Origin of the sequence: Tropicimonas omnivorans (genome assembly GCF_031846565.1) — a bacterium.
In the GTDB taxonomy this organism is placed as follows: Bacteria; Pseudomonadota; Alphaproteobacteria; order Rhodobacterales; family Rhodobacteraceae; genus Tropicimonas_B; species Tropicimonas_B omnivorans.
Map to the genome: position 1 here is coordinate 787,558 of NZ_JAVRHL010000001.1, position 26,848 is coordinate 814,405.

The 26,848-nt window shown below is 70.1% G+C and carries 21 protein-coding genes and 1 pseudogene; 10 read left to right on the forward strand and 12 right to left on the reverse strand.

Annotation, left to right across the window (positions count from 1 at the left end; genetic code table 11):
* The first annotated feature begins 3 nt into the window (after positions 1–3).
* The 4 genes from RM543_RS03910 to RM543_RS03925 all read left to right on the forward strand — a co-directional run bounded on the left by RM543_RS03910 (position 4) and on the right by RM543_RS03925 (position 6,362).
* Positions 4–2,760 (forward strand): DUF4159 domain-containing protein, encoded by a 2,757-nt coding sequence (locus tag RM543_RS03910; RefSeq protein WP_311689581.1) that lies wholly within the window; start codon positions 4–6, stop codon positions 2,758–2,760.
* Positions 2,757–4,856, forward strand: a complete 2,100-nt coding sequence (locus tag RM543_RS03915; RefSeq protein WP_311689582.1) for a hypothetical protein — start codon at positions 2,757–2,759, stop codon at positions 4,854–4,856. Before RM543_RS03910 ends, RM543_RS03915 begins: the two co-directional genes overlap by 4 nt.
* A gap of 85 nt (positions 4,857–4,941) precedes the next feature.
* On the forward strand, positions 4,942–5,697 hold the full coding sequence (locus tag RM543_RS03920) for an SDR family oxidoreductase (RefSeq protein ID WP_311689583.1): 756 nt from the start codon (positions 4,942–4,944) through the stop codon (positions 5,695–5,697).
* Positions 5,697–6,362, forward strand: a complete 666-nt coding sequence (locus RM543_RS03925) for an enoyl-CoA hydratase/isomerase family protein (RefSeq protein ID WP_311689584.1) — start codon at positions 5,697–5,699, stop codon at positions 6,360–6,362. The genes RM543_RS03920 and RM543_RS03925 overlap by 1 nt, the downstream gene beginning before the upstream one ends.
* Positions 6,363–6,367: 5 nt before the next feature.
* Here the strand turns inward: RM543_RS03925 and RM543_RS03930 are convergent, their stop codons facing one another.
* Positions 6,368–6,676 carry an HNH endonuclease family protein gene (locus RM543_RS03930; protein WP_311689585.1) on the reverse strand — a complete coding sequence of 103 codons (309 nt, stop codon included), beginning with the start codon at positions 6,674–6,676 and terminating at the stop codon, positions 6,368–6,370.
* Positions 6,677–6,723: 47 nt separating this feature from the next.
* On the opposite strand from RM543_RS03930, the gene RM543_RS03935 reads away from it, so the two are divergent.
* Entirely contained in the window at positions 6,724–7,923 is a 1,200-nt protein-coding gene (locus tag RM543_RS03935) for a TIGR03862 family flavoprotein (protein WP_311689586.1), read from the forward strand.
* On the opposite strand, the gene holA is transcribed toward RM543_RS03935, so the two are convergent.
* Genes holA through leuS form a run of 3 tightly spaced genes read right to left on the reverse strand, consistent with a single transcriptional unit; the run spans position 7,889 to position 12,028 of the window.
* Positions 7,889–8,920: a DNA polymerase III subunit delta gene (holA, locus tag RM543_RS03940; protein ID WP_311689587.1), complete on the reverse strand. Its 1,032-nt coding sequence runs from the start codon at positions 8,918–8,920 to the stop codon at positions 7,889–7,891. The genes RM543_RS03935 and holA overlap by 35 nt on opposite strands.
* A complete protein-coding gene (lptE, locus tag RM543_RS03945) occupies positions 8,917–9,402 on the reverse strand; it encodes an LPS assembly lipoprotein LptE (RefSeq protein WP_311689588.1) in 486 nt (161 codons plus the stop codon). The genes holA and lptE overlap by 4 nt, the downstream gene beginning before the upstream one ends.
* Entirely contained in the window at positions 9,389–12,028 is a 2,640-nt protein-coding gene (leuS, locus tag RM543_RS03950) for a leucine--tRNA ligase (RefSeq protein ID WP_311689589.1), read from the reverse strand. Before leuS ends, lptE begins: the two co-directional genes overlap by 14 nt.
* 187 nt (positions 12,029–12,215) lie before the next feature.
* On the opposite strand from leuS, the gene RM543_RS03955 reads away from it, so the two are divergent.
* The 3 genes from RM543_RS03955 to lpxK are packed head-to-tail and all read left to right on the forward strand — an operon-like array spanning position 12,216 to position 14,630.
* Positions 12,216–12,470 carry a DUF4170 domain-containing protein gene (locus RM543_RS03955; protein WP_311689590.1) on the forward strand — a complete coding sequence of 85 codons (255 nt, stop codon included), beginning with the start codon at positions 12,216–12,218 and terminating at the stop codon, positions 12,468–12,470.
* A gap of 1 nt (position 12,471) precedes the next feature.
* Positions 12,472–13,641, forward strand: coding sequence for a glycosyltransferase N-terminal domain-containing protein (locus RM543_RS03960; protein WP_311689591.1), 1,170 nt, complete (start codon positions 12,472–12,474; stop codon positions 13,639–13,641).
* Positions 13,641–14,630, forward strand: coding sequence for a tetraacyldisaccharide 4'-kinase (lpxK, locus tag RM543_RS03965; RefSeq protein WP_311689592.1), 990 nt, complete (start codon positions 13,641–13,643; stop codon positions 14,628–14,630). Before RM543_RS03960 ends, lpxK begins: the two co-directional genes overlap by 1 nt.
* A 4-nt stretch (positions 14,631–14,634) precedes the next feature.
* On the opposite strand, the gene RM543_RS03970 is transcribed toward lpxK, so the two are convergent.
* Positions 14,635–15,276 (reverse strand): DsbA family protein, encoded by a 642-nt coding sequence (locus RM543_RS03970; RefSeq protein WP_311689593.1) that lies wholly within the window; start codon positions 15,274–15,276, stop codon positions 14,635–14,637.
* Positions 15,273–15,812, reverse strand: a complete 540-nt coding sequence (locus tag RM543_RS03975; RefSeq protein WP_311689594.1) for a DUF721 domain-containing protein — start codon at positions 15,810–15,812, stop codon at positions 15,273–15,275. Before RM543_RS03975 ends, RM543_RS03970 begins: the two co-directional genes overlap by 4 nt.
* A 108-nt stretch (positions 15,813–15,920) precedes the next feature.
* Here RM543_RS03975 and RM543_RS03980 point away from each other — a divergent pair, with 108 nt between their 5' ends.
* The gene (locus RM543_RS03980; protein ID WP_311689595.1) at positions 15,921–16,985 is read left to right on the forward strand and encodes an A/G-specific adenine glycosylase; all 1,065 of its coding nucleotides are present in this window, start codon (positions 15,921–15,923) and stop codon (positions 16,983–16,985) included.
* Between the two features lie 50 nt (positions 16,986–17,035).
* Positions 17,036–18,181, forward strand: a complete 1,146-nt coding sequence (locus RM543_RS03985; RefSeq protein WP_311689596.1) for an alkane 1-monooxygenase — start codon at positions 17,036–17,038, stop codon at positions 18,179–18,181.
* A 61-nt stretch (positions 18,182–18,242) separates the two neighbouring features.
* Here RM543_RS03985 and dxs read toward each other — a convergent pair whose 3' ends face one another.
* The 6 genes and pseudogenes from dxs to RM543_RS04015 form a co-directional block, all read right to left on the reverse strand.
* Positions 18,243–20,168, reverse strand: coding sequence for a 1-deoxy-D-xylulose-5-phosphate synthase (dxs, locus tag RM543_RS03990; protein WP_311689597.1), 1,926 nt, complete (start codon positions 20,166–20,168; stop codon positions 18,243–18,245).
* A gap of 13 nt (positions 20,169–20,181) precedes the next feature.
* Positions 20,182–21,054 (reverse strand): polyprenyl synthetase family protein, encoded by an 873-nt coding sequence (locus RM543_RS03995; RefSeq protein ID WP_311689598.1) that lies wholly within the window; start codon positions 21,052–21,054, stop codon positions 20,182–20,184.
* Positions 21,051–21,293, reverse strand: a complete 243-nt coding sequence (locus RM543_RS04000; protein WP_311689599.1) for an exodeoxyribonuclease VII small subunit — start codon at positions 21,291–21,293, stop codon at positions 21,051–21,053. The genes RM543_RS03995 and RM543_RS04000 overlap by 4 nt, the downstream gene beginning before the upstream one ends.
* The gene (locus tag RM543_RS04005) at positions 21,290–22,228 is read right to left on the reverse strand and encodes a histone deacetylase family protein (RefSeq protein WP_311689600.1); all 939 of its coding nucleotides are present in this window, start codon (positions 22,226–22,228) and stop codon (positions 21,290–21,292) included. Before RM543_RS04005 ends, RM543_RS04000 begins: the two co-directional genes overlap by 4 nt.
* A 139-nt stretch (positions 22,229–22,367) precedes the next feature.
* A complete protein-coding gene (locus RM543_RS04010; protein WP_311689601.1) occupies positions 22,368–22,517 on the reverse strand; it encodes a hypothetical protein in 150 nt (49 codons plus the stop codon).
* Positions 22,518–23,583: 1,066 nt separating this feature from the next.
* Positions 23,584–26,545, reverse strand: a pseudogene (locus tag RM543_RS04015) (error-prone DNA polymerase); the annotation flags it as partial.
* Between the last annotated feature and the right edge of the window lie 303 nt (positions 26,546–26,848).

Genomic DNA, 26,848 nt, shown 5'->3' on the forward strand with positions numbered 1-26,848 from the left:
TCCATGTTCACGCTCGGCCCCCTCGGCTTCGCGGCCCCCGCGATCCTCACCGCGCTCGTGGTTCTTCCGGTGCTGTGGCTGATCCTGCGCGCCGTGCCGCCGGCGCCGATCCGGCAGCGGTTTCCGGGCGTGGCGCTGCTCCTCGGGCTGGGAGAGGACGAGACCCAGAGCGACCGGACGCCGTGGTGGCTGCTGCTGCTCCGCGTCCTCGCGGCGGCGCTCATCATCCTCGCCTTCGCCGGCCCGGTCCTGAACCCGCAGGACAAGCGGGCGGGCAGCGGCCCCCTCCTGATCCTCGCGGATGCGACCTGGGCGGATGCGCGGGACTGGCCGCGCCGCCTCGACCGGATGGAGGCGCTCGCGGAGGAAGCCGGGCAGGCGGGGCGCTCCGTCGCCGTGGCGCTCTCCACCGATCTGCCGCCGGATGGCCCCGAATTTCTCGCGTCGGAGGCCTGGGCAAGTCGTCTGCCGGGGCTCTCCCCCTCTCCCTGGGCGCCCGAGCCCTCTGCCCTGGCGGAGTGGGCGGAGGCGCCCGAAGAGGCGTGGGAGACGTATTGGCTGTCTGACGGACTGGCCCGCGAGGGCCGTGAGGACGCGCTTCAGGCGCTGGAGAGGAAAGGCGCCGTGACCGTCTTCGAAAGCCCGCGCCCCATCCATGCGCTCACCCCAGCCCGCTTCGAGGATGGCCTCGTGAAGGTGGATGTCCTGCGTGCGGCGGACGGCATCGAGGCGACCGTCCCCGTCGTGGCCCGCGGGCTCGATCCGTCCGGGACGGAGCGGGCCCTGGCGCGGGTGGAGGCCACCTTCGCCCCCGGGGACACCCGAACGGAAGCCGCGCTCTCCCTCCCCGCCGAACTGCGTAATCGCATCACCCGGTTCGAGATCGAGGGCGCCCGCTCCGCCGGGGCCGTCGCGCTCGCCGATGACAGCCTCGAGCGTCGGGAGGTCGCCCTGATCGACGGCAGCGGCGCCCGCGAGGGGCTCGAGCTTCTCTCGCCGCTGCACTACCTGCAACAGGCGCTGGAGCCGACGGCGGACCTGCTGGAGGGCCAGTTGACGGACGTCATTCCCGCCAATCCGGACGCGATCGTCCTTGCCGATGTCGCCCGTCTCTCCCCGGCCGAGCGGGAGGCGCTGACCGGGTGGGTCGAGGGCGGCGGATTGCTGGTGCGCTTCGCCGGCCCACGCCTCGCCGCGTCCGATGTCAGCCGGGACGAGGAGGATCCGCTCCTTCCGGTCCGGCTGAGGCAAGGGGGGCGGTCGGTCGGCGGCGCGATGAGCTGGGGCGAGCCGCGTACCCTGAGGCCGTTTCCGGACGGCACGCCCTTCGCCGGTCTGCTCGTTCCGGACGATGTCCGCGTTTCGGCGCAGGTCATGGCGCAGCCGGACCCCGATCTGCCGGAGCGCAGCATCGCCGCCCTCGACGACGGCACTCCCCTCGTGACCCGCAAGCCCCTGGGCGACGGGCAGGTCGTGCTCTTCCACGTCACGGCCAATGCCGAATGGTCCACCCTTCCGCTCTCCGGGCTCTTCGTCCAGATGCTGGAGCGTCTCGCCGTCTCCACCCGCCCCTCGATGCCGGACGCGGAGGACATGGAGGGTACGGTCTGGACCCCCGAGGAGGTGCTGGACGCGTTCGGCACGCTTCAGGACGCCGGCACCATGCCGGGCATCGCTGGCGAGGATCTCGTCTCCGCCCGGCCGGGGCCGGACACACCGCCGGGCCTCTATGCCGGAGAGGACCGCCAGCTTGCGCTCAACGTGATGGCCGAAGGGGATACGCTGGCCGCGACCGACTGGCCCGCGCGCATCCCCGTCGAAGGCATGTCGACCGAGGCCGAAACGCCGCTGAAGGGCCTCGCCCTCGTCCTCGCCCTCCTCCTCCTGGCCGTCGACGTCGTCGCCTCCCTTCTCCTCACCGGCCGCTTCGGTCCCCGCGGTGCCGGGCGTGCGGCGGCGCTTGTCGCGGGTCTCGTGCTGGCCTCGTCCCTCGCGGACCCGGCGATGGCGCAGGAGCCGGCGCCCACCCCGACATCCGAGGTCGTTCTCGCCCATGTCATCACCGGGGACGCCCAGGTGGACGACACGGCGCAGGCGGGACTGAGGGGCCTTTCGGATGTGCTCTTCGCGCGGACCTCGATCGAGCCCGCCGCGCCCGAGGCGGTGGACCTAGAGGAGGACGAGCTTGCCTTCTACCCGTTCCTCTATTGGCCCGTCAGCACGGCGCAGGAGATGCCCTCCGCCGATGCCTACGCCAAGCTGAACACTTACCTGCGGTCGGGCGGGATGATCCTCTTCGATACGCGGGACGCCGATCTCGGCTCCGGCGAGACGCCCGAGGGACGCAAGCTCCGGCAACTCGCCGCGCCGCTCGACATCCCGCCCATCGAGCCCATTCCGGAGGATCATGTCCTCACCCGGACATTCTACCTGCTCCAGGACTTTCCCGGCCGCCATCTCGGCCGCGATGTCTGGGTCGAGGCGTCGCCCGCCGATGCAGAGCGTGTGGACGGGATGCCCTTCCGCAATCTCAACGACGGGGTGACGCCGGTCGTGATCGGCGGCAACGACTGGGCCGCGGCCTGGGCGACCGATCCCCGGGGCAACGCGATCTTTCCGGTGGGCCGGGGCTATTCCGGCGAGCGCCAGCGCGAGATCGCCTATCGCTTCGGCGTGAACCTCATCATGCATGTGCTGACGGGCAACTATAAGTCCGACCAGGTCCATGTGCCCGCACTTCTCGACAGGCTGGGACAATGACCGCAGGCCAGATTCTCTTCGATCCGCTCCTGCCGTGGTGGGCTCTCTGGGCCGCGGCCGGGATGGCGCTCGCCTTCACGATCCTCGCGCTCTGGCGGGGCCTCAAGGGCTGGTGGCTGCGCGGCCTCGCGGGGGCGGTTCTCTGCCTCGCCGTCGCCAACCCGTCCTTCCAGACGGAGGATCGCGCGCCGCTCAGCGACATTGTCCTGATGGTGCTGGACGAGAGCGCGAGCCAGCGGATCTCCGATCGCCCGGGCCAGACCGAGGAGGCCGCCGAGCGCATCCGCGCCGAGGTGGAGGCGCTGCCGAATACCGAATTGCGCGAAGTAACTGTCCGCGACGCCGAGGACGACGCCGGGACGCTGGCGATGACGGCCCTGTCGGAACTTCTGGCGGAGGAGCCGCGCGCCCGCGTCGCCGGCGCGATCCTCGTCACCGACGGCCAGGTGCACGACCTCGGAGCCGCGCCCGACCTGCCGGCTCCCCTGCACGTGCTGCTGACCGGTGAGGAGGACGACTGGGACCGCCGCCTCGAGATCACCAACGCGCCCGCCTTCGCCATCCTCGGCGAGGAGGTCATGCTGTCCCTGCGTGTCGAGGATCGGGGCGCCGTCCCCGAGGAGATGGCGGGCCGTGCCGAGCTTACCATCTCCGTCGACGGCTCCGAGCCCGTGCCCTTCGAGGTGCCCACGGGGGAGGAGCTGGAGCTGCCGGTCACGCTGCCCCACGGCGGCACGAACGTGATCCAGTTCTCCGTCGCCGGCGACGAGACGGAACTGACGAGGCGCAACAATGCGGCCGTCGTGCAGATCAACGGGGTGCGCGACCGCCTCCGCGTCCTTCTCGTCTCCGGCGAGCCGCATCCGGGCGAGCGGACATGGCGCAACCTTCTGAAGTCGGATTCGTCGGTGGACCTCGTTCACTTCACCATCCTGCGCCCCCCCGAAAAGCAGGACGGCGTGCCGGTCACGGAGCTGTCCCTCATCGCCTTCCCGACGCGGGAGCTGTTCCTGGAGAAGATCGACGAGTTCGACCTGATCATCTTCGACCGCTACAAGCGCCGCGGCATCCTGCCGGCAATCTATCTCGACAACGTGCGCTCCTACGTGGAGCGGGGCGGCGCGGTCCTCGTTGCCGCCGGGCCCGATTATGCGTCCGCCGACAGCCTCTATCGCTCGCCCCTGGGGGACATCCTGCCCGGCGCGCCGACCGCGCGCGTGGTGGAGGAAGGGTTCCGGCCGCGGATCACCGAAACCGGCGCCCGCCATCCCGTCACCGAGGGACTGGACGACGTGGCCCTGCCGACGCCGCGCGCCGCAACTGAGACGGAGGGCGACGCCCCGCCCTGGGGCAGCTGGTTCCGCCTGATCGAGACCGAGGCGGCGTCGGGCGCGCAGGTCGTCCTGTCCGGGACCGACGAGGAGCGCCCGCTCCTGATGCTCGACCGGGTGGGGGAGGGCCGCGTCGCGCTCCTCGCCTCGGATCACGCCTGGCTCTGGTCCCGCGGCTACGAGGGGGGCGGGCCGCAGCTCGAACTTCTCCGCCGGCTCGCGCACTGGATGATGAAGGAGCCGGAGCTGGAGGAGGAGGCGCTGACCGCCACCGCCGATGGCCACGAGGTCACCGTCACCCGCCGAAGCCTCGGCGAGCCGCCGGAGAGCGTCATCGTGACGGGGCCGGACGGCGAGACCTTCACCCTCGAGCTTGCCGAAACCGCTCCGGGCCGCTTTTCGGGCACGTTCACCGGAGACGAGGACGGCCTCTACCGGCTCGATGACGGGGAGCTGACGGCCATCGTCGCCCTCGGCCCCCCGGCGCCGCGTGAATTCGAGGAGACCATCGCCTCCGGCGATCTGCTCGCTCCCCTGGTGGATGGAACGCAGGGCGGCATCCGCGCGATATCGGACGGCGTTCCCGATCTCCGCCAGGTCTCCGCGGGCCGCACGGCGGAGGGCCGCGGCTGGCTCGGTATCACGCCGCGCGGGGCGTTCCGCACCGCCGATGTGGCCGTCACCCCGCTCGGCTGGCCGGTGGTATACCTGCTTCTCGCCGGGCTGCTTCTGCTCGGGGCGTGGCTCCGCGAGGGCCGGCGCTGAGCCGCGGCTTTGCCTTTGCGGGGAACGAGACCATGCGCTACGCGTGCCCCCGAATGACAGGACACCGGCTCTGAGGGGACATCCCATGACGGATCTGAACGGCAAGATCGCACTCATCACGGGGGCGAGCCGCGGGATCGGCGCCGAGGCCGCCCGCGCCTTCGTCGCAGCCGGCGCCAAGGTGGCCCTCCTGGCGCGGGACCGGGAGGCGGTGGCCGACCTCGCCGGCGAGTTGGGGGCCGACGCGGCGCTTGCGGTTCCCTGTGACGTCAGCCGCTTCTGGGAGGTGCGCGCCGCCGTGGATGCCTGCGTCGGAACGTTCGGACGGCTCGACGTGCTTGTAAACAATGCCGGCGTCATCGGCCCGATCGCACGGCTGTCGGAGGCCGATCCCGACGAATGGGGACAGGCGATCGACGTGAACCTCCGCGGCGTCTTCCACGGCATGCGCGCCGCGCTGCCGGTGATGCTGTCGCAGGGCGCCGGCACGATTCTCACCATCTCTTCGGGCGCCGCCCACGGGCCGAACGAGGGCTGGAGCGCCTATTGCGCCTCCAAGGCCGGCGCCGCGATGCTGACCCGCTCCCTTCATCTCGAGAACGGCGAGGGCGGCATCCGCGCCATGGGTCTTTCTCCGGGAACGGTCGCCACGGACATGCAGCAGCAGATCAAGGACAGCGGTGTGAACCGGGTCAGCCAGCTCGACTGGTCGGAGCACATCTCGCCCGAATGGGTGGCCCGGACGCTCGTGTGGATGGCGGGGCCGGAGGCGGACGCGCATGTCGGGGAGGAACTCAGCCTCCGCGACGAGGAGATCCGCCGCAAGGTCGGGCTCGTCTGATGGCGCCCGAGCGGGAGGCCGGCGCTCCGGTCGAGGTAGAGGCCTCCGAGGACGGCGTCTGGCGCATCACGCTCGCCCGCCCCGAGAAGCGCAACGCGCTGACCCGGGATATGCTGCGGGCTGTCGAGGCCGCCGCGGCGGAGGCCGAGCGGGCCGCTGCAAGGGTCGTGATCCTGACCGGGGAGGGGCCGGTCTTCTCGGCCGGCGCGGATCTTCAGGAGATGAAGGAAGGCCTCGGCCACTCGGATGTCTGGGAGCGTGTGTCTGCGCGCATCGCCGGGCTGCCCTGCCTCACCATCGCGGCGCTGAACGGAACCGCTGCCGGCGGCCCGCTGGGCATGGTGCTCGCCTGCGATCTGCGTATCGCAGCCGAGGGGGCGGAGTTCTTCTACCCGGTTCTCAGGATGGGCGCCCTGCCGCAGCCCTCGGACCCGCTGCGCCTCGCCGCGATCGTCGGGCAGGGGCGCGCGAGGCGGATGCTGCTCGGGGCGGACAGGATCGGCGCCGAGGAGGCGCTCGGCTGGGGTCTTTGCGACCGCGTCGTGGCGCGGGAGGATCTGGAGCGGACGGTTCTCGACATGGCCGCGCCAGCATTGGCCGCGCCGCAAGGTCTCGTCGGCGGGATCAAGCGGCTTCTGGCGGGCAAGCCCGCCGACCGGCGCTGAGTCCCTCAGCGGCGGCGGGCCCGCCGCTTCATCTGCTGCGGGGCGTAGAAGTCGGGCGGGCGCCGGGCGACCCAGGCCGCGAAGCGCCCGATCTCGGGATGCGCGCGCAGGGCCTCTGGCGTGGCATAGCTCCGCGCGAGGTCTGTTTCGGAAAGGTGAGCGTGGATCGTCGAATGGCAGATCTGATGCAGAAGGACGGTCTCGCCGCCCTTGCCGCCCCTGAGGCGGGGGACGAGATGATGCCGGCTCTGGCGCACTCCGGGCGGGATCGGGCGCAGGCAGAGAGGGCAGATCGGGTCGCTTTCATCGCTCATGCCCGCAAGAGATCGGCCGCCCCCGGCGGTTCGGCAAGGGGGCGCGGATGAGCGTTCTCGTGATCGGAGCGGGGCCGGCGGGCCTCATGGCGGCCGAAGCCCTGACGGAGGCGGGCCATGCGCCGCTCGTCGTCGACCGGATGCCGTCGCCCGCCCGCAAGTTCCTCATGGCGGGCCGCTCCGGCCTGAACCTGACGAAGATCGAGGGGGAGAGCGCCTTTCGCGCCGCCTACGGCGCCGCCGCGCCACGCCTCGCGCCGCTTCTGGACGCGTTCGGGCCGGCGGACGTCACGGCATGGGCGGACGGCCTTGGACAACCGCTCTTCACCGGGTCGACCGGCCGCGTCTTTCCCGAGGCGATGAAAGGCTCGCCGCTTCTGCGCGCCTGGCTTGGACGTCTGCGGGAGCGGGGCGCCGAGATCCGGACCCGCTGGCGCTGGACCGGCTGGGAGGACGGGGCGTTCCTGTTCGACACGCCGGACGGGCCGGAGCGCCTGACGCCAGAGGCGGCGATCCTCGCCTGCGGCGGGGCGAGCTGGCGGCGGCTCGGATCGGATGGCGCCTGGACGAACCTCGCGACGGGCGCGGGGCTGCCGCTGGCTCCGTTCCGGCCCGCCAACGTGGCGCTGTCTGTTGACTGGTCCCCCCACATGGCGCCGCATCTCGGAGCGCCGCTGAAGGGGGTCGCCCTCGCCGCCGGGGATCTCGCGAGCCGCGGCGAATGCGTGATCTCGGAGAGAGGGCTTGAAGGCGGCGGCGTCTACGAGGTGTCGGCGGCAGTGCGGGACGGCGCTATCCTCCGGCTCGACCTGATGCCCGACCGCAGCCTTGAGGAGGCTGCCGCTGCCATCCGGCGGCTGAAGGCGGGGACGAGCGTCGCCAATGTCCTGCGAAAGGCACTCCGCCTCTCCCCGCCGCAGGCGGCGCTGCTCCAGGAGTTCGGCCGTCCGCTACCGAAAGCGCCGGACGCGCTGGCGCGGCTCGCCAAGGCCCTTCCCGTCCGCCATGCCGGCCCCCGCCCGATGGACGAGGCAATCTCGACGGCCGGAGGCCTGTGCTGGGAGGCCCTGACACCGGAGCTGATGATCGAGGCGCGTCCCGGCACCTTCGCCGCCGGGGAGATGCTGGACTGGGAAGCGCCGACCGGCGGCTACCTGATCACCGCCTGCCTCGCCACCGGACGCCGGGCCGGGCAGGGCGCTGCCGCCTGGCTCAGCGCGCGCGGCGCAGCATCGCAAGGCGGATGAAGACGCGCTCGGCCTGTGCCATCTGCGGCGCGGTCTGACCGGCGGAGCGCAGGGCCAGGTCGGTATCGACCAGCAGCCGCACCGCCGTTTCGAGCCGCACCAGCCGCCAGTCCGTGGCCTGCCGGATCATCCTGTCCCGCCGTGGCCCGAACACCGGCGGACGGGCGCGGGCGAGGGCGCTGGCCGGCCCCTGCGGGTTGGCCTTCGCTGCGAGGAGCGCGCGGGCATGGCGGAGCCCGGCGATGACGAGGGAGGTCGCGTTCTGACCCTGCCCCGAGAGGCGTGCGACGAGGGGGCCGATCCGGTCCACCGCGCCGTCGAAGGTGCAGCCGATCAGCTCGTCCACCCCTGCCTCTACCGTCGCGGGTGCGATGGCGGCGATGTCATCGGACGACAGCGGCGTGGCATCTCCCAGCTTGTAGAGACCGAGGCGCTCCAGCGTCTGCCGGAAATCGCCGGGATCGAGGGCGCCGCCGAGGGCTTCAAGGTCCGCCATCGCCTCGGGGGAGATGTTCGAGATGCCGGCGCGGGAGAGTTCCGCGTCGATCTCCTCCCGGCTCATCGGCGCGTCGTAGATGCCGGCGGCGACCGCCACGCGATGTCCCTCGAAGAGCTTGCGCAGCTTGCTCGTGGGCTTCAGGGCACCGGCGGTGACGACGAGGGAGGCGTCGCCGTCCCGCCACTCCTCGAGCGCCGCGGTGACGGCAGGGGCCGCGCCCTCGCCCGCGGCATCCACGAGGACGGCGCGGGGGCCCGGGAAGAAGCTCGCGGCCTTGAGGGCGTCGACAAGCTGCGCCGGATCGCGCCGGACCTCGTCCCCCGACATCCGGGTGAGGCGCATCTCCTCCTCCCCCTTGGGACCGACGATCGCGGCGACGAGGTCCTGCCGCTTGAGCGAGACGCGCATCGCGTCCGGCCCGAAGAGCAGCACTCCCGGCCGCCCCGGATCGGGTTTGGCGATGAGAGAGGCAAGGGAGAGACCGCGCCCGGTCTTCACGTCAGCCAGCCGCCGGACGTGGCCAGAAGGCGGGTGACGAGATCGTCCGCAAGGATCACCGCCAGCCGCTCGTAGGCGTCCCGTTCGGAGGCGCGCGTGGCGACGGTCGTGCCGATGGCGGAGTAAGCGGTGAAGTTCTCCACCCGCCCGCTGTCCAGCACGGCGGCGGTGGCGCCGTCCAGAAGGCGGTAATCGAGCCGCCCGACGATCTGGTAGCGCTGCGTGTCGTTGTCGGGGGTGATCGCGAAGCCCTGGGTTTCGAGCTTCAGATCGTAGGCGAGCCGGTACGCGGCTGCATCCGCCCGGCCGAGCCGCTCCTCGAGCCGGCCGACGAAGAAGAACTCGGTGGGGGTTTCGGGCGACGCGACCGCAATCCGATCACGCAAAGCCTCCCCGCCGCCGCCCGGCGCGTAGGCCGGGCGGAAGCCGCAGGCGCCGAGCGCGCCGAGCGCAAGAAGCGTGCCGCGCCTAGACCACGACATTGACGATCCGCCCGGGCACCACGATGAGCTTCTTCGGCTGCCCGCCATCCAGAGCGCGCGTGACGGCCTCGTGGGCCAGCGCCTGCGCCTCGATGGCGTCCTTGGTCGCATCCTTCGCGACCTCCATCTCGCCGCGCTTCTTGCCGTTGATCTGGATCGGCAGCGTCACCGTGTCCTCGGTCAGGAGGGCCGGGTCGGCCTCGGGCCAGGACGCGCCGGTCAGCAGGCCCTCGCCGCCGAGCACGCTCCAGAGCTCCTCGGCAAGGTGGGGCACGAAGGGGGAGGCGAGCTGCGCCATGACCTGCATCGCCGTCCGCCGGACCTGCACCGAGGCGTCCGATTTCGACAGCGCGTTGGCGAAGCCGTAGAGCCGGGCGATGGCGGTGTTGAAGGCGAAGCCCTCGATCCCCTCGGTCACGTCGCGGATCGCGCGGTTCATCTCCCGAAGGAGGGCGACATCGGCGACCGGATCGCTGCCCGCGCCCGCACCCGCTGCGTCGGCGGCATCGGCGCCGGGGCTGGAGAAGGTCTCGGCCATGGTCCGGGACATCGCCTGCCCTTCCTCGGCGATGGAGGAGGCCATGCGGTGGAGGCGCGACAGGTGCTTGTAGGCGGCTTCGGCGCCGGAGGCGGTCCATTCCACGTCGCGTTCCGGCGGGCTGTCCGACAGGACGAACCAGCGCGCGGTATCGGCCCCGAAGGCGGACACGATGTTCACCGGATCGACGACGTTCTTCTTCGACTTGGACATCTTCGCCGAGGGCAGGATCTCGACCGGCGTCCCATCCGCCAGCGCCCCGCCCGTCACCTCCTCGGGGAGGTGATAGACCGGGCGGCCCTTCGCATCCTTCGTGAGGTAGATCTCGTGGGTCACCATGCCCTGGGTGAAGAGCGCGTCGAACGGCTCCTGCGCCTTGGCGGGCAGATGTCCGGTCTTGTGCATCCCGCGGGCGAAGAAGCGGGAATAGAGCAGGTGCAGGATCGCGTGCTCGATGCCGCCGATATACTGGTCGACGTTCATCCAGTACTCGGCATCTTCCGCCACGGTCGGCGTCTCGGCGCGCGGGGCGGTAAAGCGGGCGTAGTACCAGGAGCTGTCCACGAAAGTGTCCATCGTGTCCGTCTCGCGCCGCGCGGGCTTGCCGCAGGCGGGGCAGGGGGTGTTCCGCCATGTCGGATGACGGTCGAGCGGATTGCCGGGGATCGAGAAGTCGATCGGCCGGCCGCCCTCGTCGTAGGGCAGCTCGATCGGCAGGTTTTCCTTCTTCTCCGGCACCGTGCCGCACGCATCGCAGTGCACGACCGGGATCGGGCAGCCCCAGTAGCGCTGCCGCGACAGGCCCCAGTCCCTGAGGCGGAACTTGGTGACGCCCTCACCCCAACCCCTGGCTTCCGCCTCGGCGATCGCGGCATCGACGGCCGCCTCGCCGGTCTGCACCTCGCCGCCGGCGAAGCCGCGGATGTAGCGGACGGGTTCGCTCTTGAGAGGGACGAACGCTTCCGACAGCGCCGCCTCCCCTTGCGCATCTTCGGGAACGAAGACGGGCGGGATCGGCAGGTCGTACTTCCGGGCGAACTCGAAATCGCGCTGGTCATGCGCCGGACAGCCGAAGATGGCGCCGGTGCCGTAATCCATCAGGATGAAATTGGCGATCCAGACCGGGAGCGTGTGCCCCTCCTTCAGCGGATGACGGGCGAGAAGGCCGGTGTCGAGGCCGCGCTTCTCCGCCGTCTCGAGGGCCTCCTCCGTGGTGCCGCCCTTGCGGATCTCGGCGCAGAACGCGGCGATCTCGGGGTCGGCCTCGCACAGCGCCTTCGCCAGGGGATGCTCCGGCGAGATGCCGACGAAGGAGGCGCCCATCAGCGTGTCCGGCCGGGTGGTGTAGATCTCGACGCCCTCGTAGCCGCCCGCGCCCTCCACGAGGTCGAACGTCATCTGCAGGCCGCGGCTCTTGCCGATCCAGTTGGCCTGCATGGTGCGGACCTTCTCGGGCCAGTCCTTCAGCCCGTCGAGGGCGCCCAAGAGCTCCTCCGAATAGTCCGAGATGCGGAAGAACCACTGCGTCAGCTCCCGCCGCTCGACCTCGGCGCCGGACCGCCAGCCCTTGCCGTCGATCACCTGTTCGTTGGCGAGGACGGTCATGTCCACCGGGTCCCAGTTCACCGTCGCGGCCTTGCGGTAAACGAGGCCGGCCTCGAGGAAATCGAGGAACATGGCCTGCTGCTGGCCGTAATATTCAGGATCGCAGGTCGCGAATTCCCGATCCCAGTCGATCGACAGGCCAAGCGGCTTCATCTGGGCGCGCATCGTGTCGATGTTGCCGTAGGTCCAGTCCTTGGGGTGACCGTTCGACTGCATCGCGGCGTTCTCCGCCGGCATCCCGAAGGCGTCCCAGCCCATCGGATGCAGGACCGAGAAGCCTTGCGCCGCCTTGTAGCGCGCGATCACGTCCCCCATCGTGTAGTTGCGCACGTGCCCCATGTGGATGCGCCCCGACGGGTAGGGGAACATCTCGAGGACGTAGTATTTCGGCCGCGCCGGATCGCGGCGGGCGCGGAACAGCCCTGCCTCGTCCCAGGCCTCTTGCCATTTCGGTTCGATCTCGGACGGGGTCAGGCGGGACATGGTGGCTCTTTCGGGAAGGCGTCGTGGGGGTGTGGCTCGCCCGCGTTGATACGCATCGGGGCGAGCCGGGTCCAGCCTGCCTCAGGAGCCGGGCGGCCCCCTTGCCCGCCAGCTTGACCCCGGTCCTCCCGCGCGCGATGGTCCCGCCCGGTCCGTCCCATTTTCGCAAATCAAGCCGGAGGCCCCCATGGCCGAGGACAAGCAGCTTCTTCATCTCGTGTTCGGCGGCGCCCTGACCGATCCGTCCACCACCCAGTTCGAGAACGTGGACGACATCCATATCGTCGGCCTCTTCCCGAACTTCGCCGAGGCCAGGGACGCCTGGCGCGCCGAGGCGCAGCGCACCGTGGATGACGCGCATACCCGCTACTTCATCGCCCATATCCACCGCCTCCTCGACGAGAACGCGGAAGATTCGGCGACGGAGGAAACCAAGGCCTGAGATGGCCGGGTTCTTCTTCGGGCGCGGCAGGTCGCCCGAGTTCGCCGAGACAGAGCCGCCCCGCCCGCGGGGCGTGATCGTGTGGGTCCACGCGCCCGGCGCGCTGGATTTCGATGCGCTCGCCCCGCTCGCGGAGAGGCTCGACGAGGTGTTCGACGGCTGCACCATGCTCATCACCTCGACCGAGGGCCACGCCGGCCCGGTGCCCCTCGAAGGACTGGTCCGCCCCGTTCCGCAAGAGGGGCGGGAGGACGAGTTCATCGCCCATTGGTCGCCCGACATGGCGCTCTGGATGGAAACACCGGACGATCCCGCGCTACTTGCCGCCGCCGCCCGCGCGGCCGTGCCTCTGGTGCTCGTCGGGGCCGCCGTGCCGCCGCCGGCCACGGGGCGGGCACGCCGGGTTCAGCGGGCGACGTTCGACCGGTTCGGGCATATCCTCGCATCGAGCCCTGCCGCCGCCGACGCGATCCTCGGCCTTGCGCCGGTCCGTCCGCGGGTGGAGGTCACCGGGCCGCTCATCCGCCTCCCCGATCCGCCGCCCTGCTCCGAAGGCGAGCGGTCGGACTTCGCGGCGCTCCTTGCCACACGGCCCGTTTGGCTCGCCCTCGAGCCTGCCCCGTCCGAGCTTCCGGGCATCCTCGCAGCTCACCGCTTCGTCCTGACACATGCGCACCGGCTCCTTCTGATCGTCCTTTTGCCGGAGGAAGGGGACGCCGATGCCGCGGCGGAGCTGATCGCGTCCGAAGGCTGGAGCCATGCCCGCCGGTCCCTGGAGGAGGAGCCGGGGGAGCGCACGGAGGTCTACCTCATCGACACGCCGGGCGAGATCGGCCTCTGGGTCCGGATCGCGCCGGTCACGTTTCTCGGAGGGACCCTGGCGGGCGGGCCGCGCGCTCAGGCCCTCGCCGCCGCCTCCCTCGGCTCTGCCCTGATCGCCGGGCAGGAGGGCCGGGGGGAGGATCCCGTCCTGCGCCGGCTCACCGAAGGCGGAGCGCTCCACCGGATCTCCGGGCCCGCCGACCTCGGCCTCGCGGTGGACGACCTTCTCTCGCCCGAGCGGTCTGCCGTCCTGGCGCACAACGCCTGGGTCGTCGCAACGGACGGGGCGGAGGTGATCGACCGGCTCGCCGCCCTCGCCGAGGCCGCCCTGCGCAAGAGGCGCGGCTGATGCGCCCCCCCGGCTTCTGGGACGCCCCGCCCGATGCCCCGGGCTGGCAGGCCCGCGCGCTCTCCCCGCTCGGCAGGCTCTACGCCTCCGCCACGGCGCGCCGCGTGCGAAGGCCGGGTCACCGCGCCGGCATACCGATCATATCGGTCGGCAATCTCGAAGCCGGCGGCACCGGAAAGACCCCGACCGTCATCGCGCTGCTCCAGCGTATCGCCGGCGCCCATGTGGTCACCCGCGGCTACGGCGGCTCCCTCGAGGGGCCGGTGCGGGTGGACGAAACAAGGCACCGCGCGGAGGAGACCGGGGACGAGCCCCTGCTTCTCTCCGCCTTCGCGCCGGTCTGGGTCTCCCGCGACCGCGCTGCCGGCGTCCGGGCGGCCGAGGCGGCAGGCGCGACAGCCGTCATCCTCGATGACGCGCACCAGAATCCGGACGTGCGCAAGGACCTGTCCATTGTCGTGACGGAGGCTGCCCGCGCCTTCGGAAACGGACGCTGCATCCCGGCCGGGCCGCTCCGGGAGCCCGTGGAGGCGGGGCTCGCACGCGCCGATCTTCTGCTGACCATAGGGGCACCCGCAGCGCAGGCGACGTTCGGCGAGGGATGGGGGGCACTCCTGGACGAGCGCCTGCCGCCCCGGATCATGGGTCGGATCATGCCGCTACGGACAGGGATGCCCTGGCAGGGGCTGAGGGTCTACGCCTTCGCCGGGATCGGCCGGCCGGCAAAATTCTTCGACACGTTGCGGGGGCTGGGGGTCACCCTCAGGGGCGCCGTACAGCTCGACGACCACCAGCCCCTCGGGGAGGCTCTCCTCGCCCGGCTGGAGCGGGAGGCGCTCGCGGAAAACGCCCAGCTCGTCACGACGGAGAAGGACATGGTCCGCCTTCCGCCCTCGTGGCGGGGCAAGGTCCTGCCGCTGCCGGTGCGCCTCGAATGGGAGGACAGCGCGGCGCTGGGGCCCGCGCTGTCCCGTATCGGTCTGGGCTGACGCCTCAGCTCTCGAGCTTCTCGTCCAGAAGCTCGGCGAAGTCGTCGTAGGACATGTTGGAGTAGGTCTGGCCGTCGATCACGAAGGACGGCGTGCCCTGGATGTTGTTCTCCTCGGCCCCTTCCTCGTACCAGGCGAAGAGCGCTTCGGCCGTCTCGCCATCCTGAAGGCAGGCATCGAGCTTGTCGTTGCCGATGCCGGCTTCGCGCCCGATGGCCTTGAGATTCTCGACGATCTGGGTCGGCTCGCCCTGCAGCCAGTCCCGCTGGTTCTGGTAAAGCATGTCGGCGATGCCGAAGAAGCGCATCTGGCCGCCGCAGCGCGCCATCATCGCGGCCCAGAGGCCCGGACGATCGAAGTAGACGTCCCGGTAGACGAGGCGCACCTTGCCCGTGTCGACGTAGTTTTCCTTGAGCTGCTTCAGAGGGCCGAGGTGGAAGCTGGCGCAGTGGGGGCAGGTGAAGGAGGCGAACTCGTAGATCGTGACCGGTGCATCGGCCTCGCCCATCGCCATTTCGGCGATCTCGGGAGCCGCGCTTGCGGTGGCGTCCTCCGTCTCAGCGTCCTGGGCCCACGCGGGCAGGGCGGCGAAGGCGGCGGCGGCGAAGGGCGCGCCGAGAAGGGCGCGGCGGGTTGTCTTGGTCATTGGGGTCTCCGTTGGTGTTTCGTCTGTCCGAGAACATTGGCGCCGAGCATCGCGAGAGCGGCCTTCAGGCCCTCGTCCTTCGTTCCCGACGCGGCCGCCTCGGCCGCTTGCAGCGTCGCCGGATCGGGGCGGGGAGCCTGTTTCGGCCTTTGCGGCGCGAAATCGGGCCGTCCCTCCGCGAAGCCGGTCGGCGCGGTCTGGGTGATGCGGATGCGCTTGATCGCGGCATATCCGTAGCAGGCATTGATCTTTTCGCGAAGCCGGGGCTCCTGCATCTGCAAGAGCGGCGCCTGAGCGCCGGTGGTCAGGAGCGTCAGCGTCGCGCCGAGCTGACCGCGGCCGTAATCCACCGAGACGGGGCGCGCGATGGCGGCGATCTCCGCCCCCGCGATCTCCGGCCAGTGGGTCAGAAGCCGCGTATTGGCGAAGCCACGGCTCTCGCCGGCCCGCCTCACATCCGAGGCGACAAGCGAGGACGCTTGCCGGAACTTGCCCCTGCGGCGGGGTTGCGTCGTCTTGGGATCCTTGGGGGCCACGAGCGGCAACCCTCCCTTGTCCTGCCTTCCGCACCATCTTACCCCGCTCGGGAGCGGCTGCCAGAGCCGAAGCCGGAAAGGCCATAAATCTTGCGTGACGGGGCTGACATGAAGGCCGGGATGGAAACGGTACCGGGGCGCCTCCTCAGGTGGTACGACGGCCATGCGCGCGAGCTGCCCTGGCGCATCGGGCCGGCCCGCCGGATCGCCGGCGAGCTGCCCGATCCCTACCGCGTCTGGTTGTCGGAGATCATGCTCCAGCAGACCACGGTGGCGGCGGTCAAAAGCTATTTCGCCCGCTTCACGGCGCTCTGGCCCGATGTCACCGCCCTCGCCGCGGCGGAAGATGCGGAGGTGATGGGCGAATGGGCCGGCCTCGGCTACTACGCCCGCGCCCGCAATCTGCTCGCCTGCGCCCGCATCGTGGCCCGTGATCTGGGCGGCGCCTTCCCGGAGACCGAGGAGGGCCTGCGCCGGCTTCCCGGAATCGGACCCTACACCGCTGCGGCCATCGCCTCGATCGCGTTCGACCGGGCCGCAGTGGTGGTGGACGGCAACGTGGAACGCGTCGTCTCCCGTCTCTTCGCCGTGGAGACGCCCCTGCCGGCGGCCAAGCCCGAACTGACGGAGCTGGCCGGACAGCTGACCCCGGCCCGTCGCCCCGGCTGCCACGCACAGGCGATGATGGATCTCGGCGCCACGATCTGCACGCCGAAAAGTCCCGCCTGCATGGTGTGCCCGGTGGCGGAGCCGTGTCGCGGGCGCGCCGCGGGCATCGCCTCCACCCTCCCGCGCAAGGCCCCGAAAAAGGCCAAGCCCATCCGCATCGGCACCGCCTATGTCGCCCGGCGCGCGGATGGAGCGCTGCTGCTGGAAACCCGTCCACCCCGGTCGCTCCTGGGCGGTATGCTGGGGTGGCCCTGCACGGACTGGTCGGAGGAGCCGCCCCTCGAGGCGCCGCCCGCGGCGTCCAACTGGCAGGCGGCCGGAGAGGTGCGCCACACCTTCACCCATTTCCACCTGCGCCTCGCCGTTCGCATCGCCAGACTGCCGCAGGATGCCGCGCCGGACCGCGGGCACTTCATCCCGGAGGCCGAGTTCCGTCCCGCCTCGCTTCCCACGCTCATGCGAAAGGTCTGGGACAGGGCCGCGCCCGCCATCTCGGAGCTTTGAAATCGTCCGGGTCCCGCGCTAGAAGGGACCGGGTCAGGAGGAAGTCGTCCATGTCCGACAATTCCGTCTCCGCCAGCGAACTTGCCAGTCGTCGAAATGCGGCGCCGTTCTGGCTGTCGATGATCGCCGTGCCGCTCGCGATCCTGTCGCTGACCCAGGGCGGCCTCTTCGTGCTGACCCTGCCGCTGTTCGCGTGGGGCATGTTCGGCGTGCTGGACGTGTTGACCGGCCTCTACGAGGAGAATGCCGATACCGAGACGCCGGATGCGGACCTCAAATGGTATCGCCTCGTCACGCTCGTCTGGTTCCCGGTGCAGTTCGCCCTCGTCTTCGGCTCCGTCTGGTACGCCACCCGGGCCCCGCACCTGAACGTGCTGGAGGAGATCGTCATCTTCTTCGGCCTCGGCGTGATCTCGGGGACCATCGGCATCGTCTATGCTCACGAACTGATGCATCAGACCAACCGGCTCGAACGCTGGCTGGGCGATCTGTTGATGGGCCTCGCCCTCTATGGCCATTTCCGCTCGGAGCACCTTCTCGTCCACCACCGGTATGTCGGCACCCCCCGCGATCCCGTGACGGCGCGGTACAACGAGGGCTTTCACCAGTTCTTTCCCCGCGTCCTCCGCCAGAGCATCGTGTCGTCCTTCAAGGCCGAAGCCGCGCTCCTCGCCCGCCGGAACCTGCCCTGGTGGCACCGCCGAAATCCCTTCTGGCGCTACGGCGCGATCCAAGCCGCCTATCTCGCGCTCGCCCTGATCATCGGCGGCTGGGGCGGCCTCGCCCTTTTCCTCTACCAGGCGTTCGTCGCGATCTGGCAACTGGAGGTGGTGAACTACGTCGAGCATTACGGCCTGACCCGGAAGCACCTGGGTGGCGGCAAGTACGAACACGTCAAGCCGCGGCACTCGTGGAACGCGGCGCACAAGGCGTCCAACTGGCTGCTGATCAATCTTCAGCGCCATTCGGATCATCACTTCAGGCCGGATCGCCGCTTCCCGCTCCTGCAGACCTATTCGGAGGACGAGGCGCCGCAGCTTCCCCACGGCTATCCCGTCATGGCGGCAATCGCGATGTTCCCGCATCTCTGGCGCCGGCGCATGAACCCGAAGGTCCGAGAATGGCGCCGGAAATACTACCCCGAGATCGAGGACTGGGCGCCCTACAAGCACGGCACCAACCCGATGCCGCGCTAGGCGCGCCGCCATTCCTTCATCCGGTTGATACGTCGCCGGAGGCAGGCGGCAGGGGTCGCGCTCAGGCCCGCTTGGACAGCATGTCGACGCCGAGCGTGGTCAGGACCTTGCGCTCGATGTCGGAGGCCTGCATCGCCGCGTCGGCATACATGTCCGCCGGGCTCGCCTGATCGATGAACGTATCGGGCAGCACCATCGACCGGAACTTCAGCCCGGTATCGAACACGCCCTCCTCGGCCAGAAGCTGCGCCACGTGGCTGCCGAAGCCGCCGATCGCGCCCTCTTCCAGGGTGATGAGGGCCTCGTGCTCTGCCGCGAGGGACAGGATCAGCTCCCGGTCGAGCGGCTTGGCGAAACGCGCATCGGCAATCGTGGGGTTGATGCCGCGAGCCGAGAGCGCCTCGGCCGCCTTCCTCGCTTCCGAAAGCCGCGCCCCGAAGGACAGGATCGCGACGCGGCTACCCTCCTGGACGATGCGTCCCTTGCCGATCTCGAGCGGAACGCCACGCTCGGGCATCTCGACGCCGGTGCCCTCGCCCCGCGGAAAGCGGAACGCGATGGGCCCCTCATCATGCGCGGCCGCCGTCGCCACCATGTGCCGAAGCTCCGCCTCGTCGGCCGCGGCCATGACGGTGAACCCGGGCAGGTTGGCGAGGAATGCCACGTCGAAGGCGCCGGCATGGGTCGGTCCGTCCGCTCCGACGAGCCCCGCCCGGTCGATGGCGAAGCGCACGGGCAGGCGCTGGATGGCGACGTCGTGCACCACCTGGTCGTAGCCACGCTGCAGGAATGTCGAATAGATCGCGCAGAACGGCCTGAGCCCGCCCGCCGCCTGGCCGGCAGCGAAGGTCACCGCGTGCTGCTCGGCGATGCCGACATCGAAGCTGCGCCCCGGAAACCGCTCCGCGAAGAGGTTCAGCCCCGTCCCGTCCGGCATCGCGGCGGTGACGGCCGTGATCGTCCGGTCCTCGTCCGCCTCCTGCATCAGCGACTTGGCGAAAACGCTGGTATAGGAGGGCGCGTTGCTCTTGGCCTTGGCCTGCTCGCCGGTGACGACATCGAACTTCGACACGCCGTGCCCGCGATCCGCTGCCGCTTCGGACGGGGCGTAGCCCTTGCCCTTGCGGGTGATGGCGTGGATCAGGATCGGCCCGTCGGCCCGGGCCTTGACGGTCCGGAAGACGGAGAGAAGCTGGTCCATGTCGTGCCCGTCGATGGGCCCGAGATAGGAAAAGCCGAGCTCCTCGAACAGCGTCCCGCCGACGGCCATGTGTTTCAGGAGGCCTTTGGCCCGCTTGGCCCCCTCGCGGAAAGGCGGCGGCAGCATGGAGACCGCCCCCTTCGCCGCCGCCTTGAGTTCCTGGAACGGCGCACCGGCATAGAGGCGGGACAGGTAGGAGGACATCGCGCCCACGGGCGGGGCGATGCTCATCTCGTTGTCGTTCAGGATCACGATCAGCCGCTTGCCGAGATGGCCGGCGTTGTTCATCGCCTCGAACGCCATGCCGGCGCTCATCGCGCCGTCCCCGATCACCGCGATGCAGTCGCCGATCTCGGGGTCCGCCGTGCCGCCGAGGTCCCGCGCGACCGCATAGCCGAGCGCCGCGCTGATGGAGGTGGAGGAATGTGCCGCGCCGAACGGGTCGAACACGCTCTCGCTGCGCTTCGTGAAGCCCGAGAGGCCGTCCTTCTGGCGCAGCGTGCGGATCCGGTCGCGGCGGCCCGTCAGGATCTTGTGCGGATAGGTCTGGTGGCTGACATCCCAGACGAGGCGATCCCGCGGCGTATCGAACACCGCGTGAAGCGCGACCGTCATCTCCACCACGCCGAGGCCGGCGCCGAGGTGGCCGCCCGTCTCGCTCACCGCGCTGATCGTCTCGGCCCGCAGCTCGTCCGCGATGAGGGACAGCTCCCCGTCGGACAGACGGCGCAGGTCCGCCGGTCCGCGCAGGCGGTCGAGATGGGGCGTGCTGGGTCGATCGGCCATGTCGCCTCTCCTCCTATCGGTTCCGCGCGATAACGAAGCGGGCCAGCGCGCGCAACGGGTCCGCATCCGGACCGTAGGGAGCCAGCGCATCCTGCGCATCCTGCACCAACGCGTTCGCCCGTGTCTTCGCTCCCTCGATGCCGAGAAGTTCGACGAAGGTCGCCTTGCCCGCCTCGGCATCCTTGCGCAGCCGCTTGCCGGCGGCCTGCGCGTCCCCGGTTGCATCAAGGAGGTCGTCGGCGATCTGGAACGCGCGTCCCAGCGCGGTGCCGTAGGCGCTGAGGGGGGCCGGGTCCGCCCCCGCCATCCGCGCGCCGGCCTCCGCCGCCCAGACGATGAGCGCGCCGGTCTTGGCCGATTGCAGCTCTTCCACCTGGCGCAGGTCGAGCGGCGAGTCCGCGGTCTCGGCCGCGATGTCGAGGGCCTGCCCGAGGACCATGCCCCGTCCGCCGGAGGCCCGGGCGAGAGACAGCGCCAGATCGCTGCGCGCCTCGCCGGTGGGCGCCCCGCGCGGGTCGGAGACGAGCTCGAAGGCCAGCGATTGAAGCGCATCCCCCGCCAGGATAGCCGTCGCCTCGTTCCATGCGACATGAACCGTCGGTCGGCCCCGCCGGAGGTCGTCATCGTCCATCGCCGGAAGATCGTCGTGAACGAGGGAATAGGCGTGAAGCGCCTCGACCCCGGCCGCCGGCCAGATCGCCTGCCGCTCGGGCATTCCGTGCAGCCGCCCCCCTTCGAGGACCAGCGCCCCCCGCAGTGCCTTGCCCCCGCCGAGCGCGTGGCGCATCGCGTGGGTCACGGGGATATCCGGCCAATCCGACAGGTGCCCGTCGATATGCAGCGCGACCGACGCGGCGGCGCGGCTGAGAAGGTCCGTCGCGCTCATTCGGTCTCGAACGGAGCCGTTCCGACGGCATTGCCGCCGGCATCCTGCGTGATCGCGGCGACCTTTTCCTCGGCGGCCTTGAGTTGATGCTCGCAGCGCTTCTTCAGCGATGCGCCGCGCTCATAGAGCGCGATGCTCTCCTCGAGCGGGACATTGCCGGTTTCAAGACGGGAAACCACTTGCTCCAACTCGCGCATCGCGGCCTCGAAGCTCATTTCCGATACGGGCGTTTCGGTCATCGGGCGCCTCGCTCCATCAGGACGGTCACATGCGCAGCGACGCTCGCCGCCAGCGCCTCGAGGTCATAGCCGCCCTCGAGGCTCGACACAACGCGCCCCCCGGCCGTCTCGTCCGCGAGGTCGCAAAGGGCCCCGGTGACCCAGGCGAAATCCTCCTCCGTGAAGTCGAGGCCCGCGAGGGGGTCGCTCCCATGGGCGTCGAAGCCCGCCGAGATCAGGATCAGCTCCGGCGCGAATGTCCGGAGGGCCGGCAGCGCACGCTCTTCCATCACCTTCCGAAACAAGGCCCCGTCAGCGCCGGAGGGGAGCGGAAGGTTGAGGATCTGCCCGTGCGCGCCCGTCTCGTCCGGGGAGCCGGTGCCGGGATAGAGCGGCATCTGGTGGGTCGACACGAAAAGGCAGCGCTCTTCGTCCCACATGAGGTCCTGCGTTCCGTTTCCATGGTGAACGTCGAAATCGACGATGGCGACGCGGGAAAGGCCGTGAACGTCGAGCGCCCGTTTCGCCGCCGCTGCGATCGAGCCGAAGAGACAGAACCCCATGGGTTTTTCCCGCTCGGCGTGGTGACCGGGAGGGCGCATGGCGCAAAAGGCGGTTCGGGCCTCGCCCGTCAGAACCGCATCGACCGCGGCGCACGCCGCTCCGGCAGAGCGCAAGGCCGCCTGAAGCGATCCGGGCGACATCCAGGTATCCGCATCGAGGGAGACGAATCCGTCCTGCGGCGCCGAAGCCTCGATGAAGGCGATATGCGCCTCTGGGTGAACGCGGAGCAAATCGTCGCGGCTTGCCTCCGGCGCCTCCCTGCGGTCGAGCCCCGCGAACGCAGGACCCGATAGCGCCGCCATCACGGCGTCGATACGGGCGACCTGTTCGGGATGGCCATCCGGGGTGACATGGGACTGCGAGGCGGGGTGCGTGTAAAGAAGCGTCGTCATGATGCCGACCCTACCCGCCCGTGCGCATTGCGCCACCCCCTGACCGCGTCATCTGCGGCTCGGCGTCCGGATTGGCACGGAGGCGTCCGGAGCGGAGATCACGTGTCGCGCGATGGGGCAAACCCATGTCAGCCGGTGGCTACTGTTTGTTGATATGTCCGGGGTGCTTGTCCTTGTTCTCGATGTCTTCGGGGCCGCGAATGGGCTTGTCGCCGCGCTCGTCGGTGGCGGTATTCTCGTCGGGCGTCTGGGGACGATCGAGGTTCTTGGGGGATTTTTTGTCTGTCATGGTCTGTGAATGCCGTAGCCTCGAAGGTGTTCCTCCGCGCGGGCCGGTGGCGGCGGAAAGACGCTGTGGCCCCTCGGCCGCAGGGGCGGGACATTGCCGTTCCGTTTGCTTCTATCCTTCAGTCTACCGCGTGATTTTCGCCTGCCGCCCGTCCGTCGTACTGCGGAAATCCTGCCAAAGGGTTTCGGCTCCCCGCGCATTTTTCGGGCGGGTGCAGATCGCGGTGGCGCCAACCAGATCTTAATCCGAATCGCACAGAAGCAGGGGGCGGATGGAGATGCGCTCCGCCGCCGAAGGCGCGGCATCCTGTCCGAACGTTCCCGGCCTGATCGGGTTCAGGGCTTAATGTCCGAGTGTCGGCAGGATGCGCGGCTTCGCAGCGAAAGAGATCTGGAGGGCCCTGTCGTGCAGATCCGGTAGGGTCAGGCTCGGGTCGAGTTGCATTTGAGGCCACCTGTGGCGGGATCGGCGGCCCATTCGTCGCTTCGCACCCGGAAACTGCTTCGGGCGCGCGCATCCGGCGAGGCGAATGCAGACGTTCCCGGGCGCAATTGGCCGATGAGCCCGGGCCGGATGCAAGCTGCGAGCGTCGGCTGAGCGTCGGTTTGCGCTCCGCGCGAAGCATGGGGATGGTGCCGCGAACCGCAGGGAGGCGAAGCGCTCCCGGGCAGATGTGGGCGTGGCGTCGTGGCAGGTGTCTGGACTGCGGCGGGCAACGCATGTCCTCCCTCTTTCATTGGCATGTCTTTCCGGACCGATACTGCCTCTGCCTCCGGCGTGACGTTTTCGATCGATGGCGCCAGCGACGCGGGTGTTTCACGGGCACCCCGGGCCTGATGCTTCGGAAGCGGTGAGGCGGGCGGGGTTGGAGCTGCGCCTTCTGCCCCGTCGTCGTCTCCTGCCGCGCCGCTGCGAGCTGGCGCGGTGCCGGCCGGAAGGGTGGCGGACGTCGACGCGGTCCCGGTCTTTGCACCCGCTGCGGGGGCGGACAGGGCTCTGCGATGGTTGCCGCGACCGAAATCCTCCGACGGTCCGGAGGTCGGCGCCAGAGCCTCTTTCGACGAGGACTCGGGGGTTAGAATCCCGCGGAGCATGGCGAGAGGGTGGGTGCGCAGGCTGAGGCGAAGGGAGACATAATCCTCGACCACCTCCTCGCCCGGGGTCATGCAGGGCAGGCGAGCCGCGTCCTCCAGGATGTTCTCGCCGTCCATGTCGCCGGCGAAGAGCGGCAGGGGGGATGGGCCGGCCAGGGCCTTCGCGGCCCAGAGGGCCTCCCGGCGGGACAGGCCCACTGCGGCGAACGCGTCCGCCTCGGCAAGCTTCTCGAGCATTGGGGGGGCAATGCCGGCACGACGCCAGACCTCCTCGACGCCGAGGTATCCGTTGCCCCGCGCGGCGGAAATCCACTTGGCCTCTTCTTCCTTCAGGCCGCGGATCTGGCGGAAGCCGAGCCTGAGGGAGAGATCGCCCCGGGCATCGCGCTCCATCACGCTGTCCCAGTAGGAGGCGTTGATGCAGACGGGCAGGATGGTGACGCCGTGCTCCCGCGCGTCCCTGACAATCTGCGCGGGCGCATAGAAGCCCATCGGCTGGGAGTTCAGCAGCGCGCAGGCGAACATCCCCGGATGGTGCTTCTTGAGCCAGGCGGAGGCGTAGACGAGCAATGCGAAGGACGCGGCGTGACTTTCGGGGAAGCCGTAGGAGCCGAAGCCCTCGATCTGGGAGAAACAGCGCTCGGCAAAGTCCGGATCATACCCGTTGGCCCGCATCCCCCGCAGGAAACAGCCGCGGAACTCGCTGATATTGCCGAGCTTCTTGAAGGTGGCGAGGGCGCGGCGCAGCCGGTCGGCCTCGTCGGGAGTAAAGCCCGCGCCGATGATCGCGATCTGCATCGCCTGCTCCTGGAAAAGCGGTACGCCGAGGGTCTTGCCCAGCACCTTGCCCAGCTCGTCCGAGGGGAAGGTCACCTCCTCCTCCTTGTTGCGGCGGCGCAGGTAGGGGTGGACCATGTCGCCCTGGATCGGCCCGGGGCGGATGATCGCGACCTCGATCACCAGGTCGTAGAAACAGCGCGGGCGCATGCGTGGCAGGAAGTTCATCTGCGCGCGGCTTTCCACCTGGAAGACGCCGAGGGAATCGGCCCGGCAGAGCATGTCGTAGGTCGCCGGGTCCTCCTTCGGCATGGTGGCCAGGGTATGGTCCACCCCCTTGTGCTGGCGCAGCAGATCGAAGGCGCGGCGGATCACGCTGAGCATGCCGAGGGCGAGGACGTCCACCTTGAGGATGCCGAGCGTGTCGATATCGTCCTTGTCCCAGGGGATGATCGTGCGGTCCTCCATCGAGGCGTTCTCCACCGGGCAGAGTTCGTCCAGTCGCCCCTCCGTGATGACGAAACCGCCCACATGTTGGGACAGGTGGCGCGGGAATCCCTGAATTTCGCGGACAAGCGCCATGGTCTGGGCGAGGCGCCGCTCCCTGGGGTCGAGCCCAAGTTCGCGCAGGCGCGCCTCTTCCATCCCGGCGCCCGACCCGAACCCCCAGATCTGGCTGGAGAGGGCGGCCACCATGTCCTGCGAGAGACCCATGGCGCGGCCGACCTCCCGCACCGCCCGCTTGCCGCGGTAATGGATCACGGTGGCGCAGAGGCCGGCGCGTTCCCGTCCGTACCGGCGGTAGATGTACTGGATGACCTCCTCGCGGCGGTCGTGTTCGAAGTCGACGTCGATATCGGGCGGCTCGTCCCGCGCCTCCGATACGAACCGTTCGAACACCATGGTGCCGACCTCGGGGGAGACGGACGTGACGCCGAGGCAGTAGCAGACCACCGAGTTCGCCGCCGAGCCGCGGCCCTGACACAGGATGCCGCGGGAGCGGGCGAAGGTGACGATGTCGGCAACGGTGAGAAAATAGGGCTCGTAGCCGAGCCTGGCGATCAGGGTCAGCTCGTGCGTCATCAGGCGGAGCACGCGCTCCGGCGCGCCCTCGGGATACCGCCAGGCCAGACCCTCATGGGCGAGGCGGGCGAGGCGGTCCCTGGCGCTTTCGCCGTCCGCGATCTCGGTCGGGTATTGATAGCTCAGTTCGGAGAGGCAGAAGGTGCAGCGCCGGGCAACCTCGCCGGCGCTGGCGAGGGCGGCGGCATGGGGACCGTCGAAGAGTCGTCGCATCTCCGCCTCGGAGCGCACCCGGCGCTCTGCATTGGGCAGGCCGGCGCGGCCGAGCCGGTCGATGACGCAGCCGAGGCGGATGGCACAGAGGATGTCCGCCAGAGGCCGTCGGCGGCCGTGATGCATGAGAGGTTCGGCGGAGGCGACGGTGTCGACCCCGAGGGCAGCGGCACGCGCGGCGAGGGTATCGAAGCGGTCGCGGTCCTGCCCGTCATAGCGCGGCGCAAGAACGACGTGACAGGCGGTGCCGAAGCGGGCGACGAGGCGGCCGGCATGGCTGTCCCAGAGCGCACGGGTGGGGCTGGCCGGGTTGTGCGCGCTGCGGGGCAGGCCGCCCGGAGGGGCGAACCCGGCGAAGATCAACAGCTCCATCCCCTCCCCCCATTCGAGCAGGTCGTCGAGGCTCAGCAGGCAGTCGCCCTTGGTGGCGCGGCGGCGGCCGAGGGAGATCAGGCGGGAGAGGCGGGCCCAGGCGGGACGGTCCCGCGGCAGCGCGGTGACGCTGAAGCCATCCTCGAAGACAAGCCGGGCGGCGGGGATGAGGCGCGGGACATTGCGGATCGCCAGCGAGGGTGCGCTGGGGGCGCCCGGCGGTGCAGGAGGGCCGATCGGTCCGTCCCGTGCCTCCATCTCCTCCCGCTCCCGCACGAGACGGCGGATCTCCCTCGCGGCGGCATAGGCGCGGACGACACCGGAGACGGAGTTGATATCCGCGACGGCAATGGCCGGCAGGCCCTTCATCGCGGCGCGGTCCACCATCTCCTCCGGGTGGGAGGCGCCGGTCAGGAAGGTGAAGTTCGACAGCGCCGAAAGCTCGGCGAACGGGGCGCTGCCCGGGTGGGTGAGCTGACGGTCCGGCATGGCAGTCTCGAGGCTGAGGGCGAGTCGGACCGTCAGGATATTCATGCTTTGTTCTTTTTGGGAGTCCGGGAATGGGGTGTCCTTGAGTGAGGAGACGCAATGTATTGATCGTGAAGGAAAGAACGGTGCGCCGGCCCGGAGGAGGCGGGGCCCGGCGGAGGGGGTAGCCATCCGGGGGGCGTCTTGCCGGGAACGGAGCGACGCGCGGGGCAGAGAGGAACCGGGCTGCACCGAGGCGCCTCGCCCGAAGAAGACGGCGCAAGCCGGGGTGCCGGCACCGTCCTTCCCCGAGCGCCGCTCGCC

Excerpts from the sequence above, each read along its gene's own strand:
- RM543_RS03995 (WP_311689598.1), bottom strand. The coding sequence starts at position 21,054 with ATGAGCGCGACGGACCTTCTCAGCCGCGCCGCCGCGTCGGTCGCGCTG.
- lptE (WP_311689588.1), bottom strand. The coding sequence starts at position 9,402 with ATGTCGTGGTCTAGGCGCGGCACGCTTCTTGCGCTCGGCGCGCTCGGC.
- RM543_RS03930 (WP_311689585.1), bottom strand. The coding sequence starts at position 6,676 with ATGAGCGATGAAAGCGACCCGATCTGCCCTCTCTGCCTGCGCCCGATC.
- RM543_RS03970 (WP_311689593.1), bottom strand. The coding sequence starts at position 15,276 with ATGACCAAGACAACCCGCCGCGCCCTTCTCGGCGCGCCCTTCGCCGCC.
- dxs (WP_311689597.1), bottom strand. The coding sequence starts at position 20,168 with ATGGCCGATCGACCCAGCACGCCCCATCTCGACCGCCTGCGCGGACCG.
- RM543_RS03985 (WP_311689596.1), top strand. The coding sequence starts at position 17,036 with ATGTCCGACAATTCCGTCTCCGCCAGCGAACTTGCCAGTCGTCGAAAT.
- RM543_RS03925 (WP_311689584.1), top strand. The coding sequence starts at position 5,697 with ATGGCGCCCGAGCGGGAGGCCGGCGCTCCGGTCGAGGTAGAGGCCTCC.
- RM543_RS04010 (WP_311689601.1), bottom strand. The coding sequence starts at position 22,517 with ATGACAGACAAAAAATCCCCCAAGAACCTCGATCGTCCCCAGACGCCC.
- RM543_RS04000 (WP_311689599.1), bottom strand. The coding sequence starts at position 21,293 with ATGACCGAAACGCCCGTATCGGAAATGAGCTTCGAGGCCGCGATGCGC.
- leuS (WP_311689589.1), bottom strand. The coding sequence starts at position 12,028 with ATGTCCCGCCTGACCCCGTCCGAGATCGAACCGAAATGGCAAGAGGCC.
- RM543_RS03920 (WP_311689583.1), top strand. The coding sequence starts at position 4,942 with ATGACGGATCTGAACGGCAAGATCGCACTCATCACGGGGGCGAGCCGC.
- RM543_RS03915 (WP_311689582.1), top strand. The coding sequence starts at position 2,757 with ATGACCGCAGGCCAGATTCTCTTCGATCCGCTCCTGCCGTGGTGGGCT.
- RM543_RS03955 (WP_311689590.1), top strand. The coding sequence starts at position 12,216 with ATGGCCGAGGACAAGCAGCTTCTTCATCTCGTGTTCGGCGGCGCCCTG.
- lpxK (WP_311689592.1), top strand. The coding sequence starts at position 13,641 with ATGCGCCCCCCCGGCTTCTGGGACGCCCCGCCCGATGCCCCGGGCTGG.
- RM543_RS04005 (WP_311689600.1), bottom strand. The coding sequence starts at position 22,228 with ATGACGACGCTTCTTTACACGCACCCCGCCTCGCAGTCCCATGTCACC.
- RM543_RS03980 (WP_311689595.1), top strand. The coding sequence starts at position 15,921 with ATGAAGGCCGGGATGGAAACGGTACCGGGGCGCCTCCTCAGGTGGTAC.
- RM543_RS03935 (WP_311689586.1), top strand. The coding sequence starts at position 6,724 with ATGAGCGTTCTCGTGATCGGAGCGGGGCCGGCGGGCCTCATGGCGGCC.
- RM543_RS03960 (WP_311689591.1), top strand. The coding sequence starts at position 12,472 with ATGGCCGGGTTCTTCTTCGGGCGCGGCAGGTCGCCCGAGTTCGCCGAG.
- RM543_RS03910 (WP_311689581.1), top strand. The coding sequence starts at position 4 with ATGTTCACGCTCGGCCCCCTCGGCTTCGCGGCCCCCGCGATCCTCACC.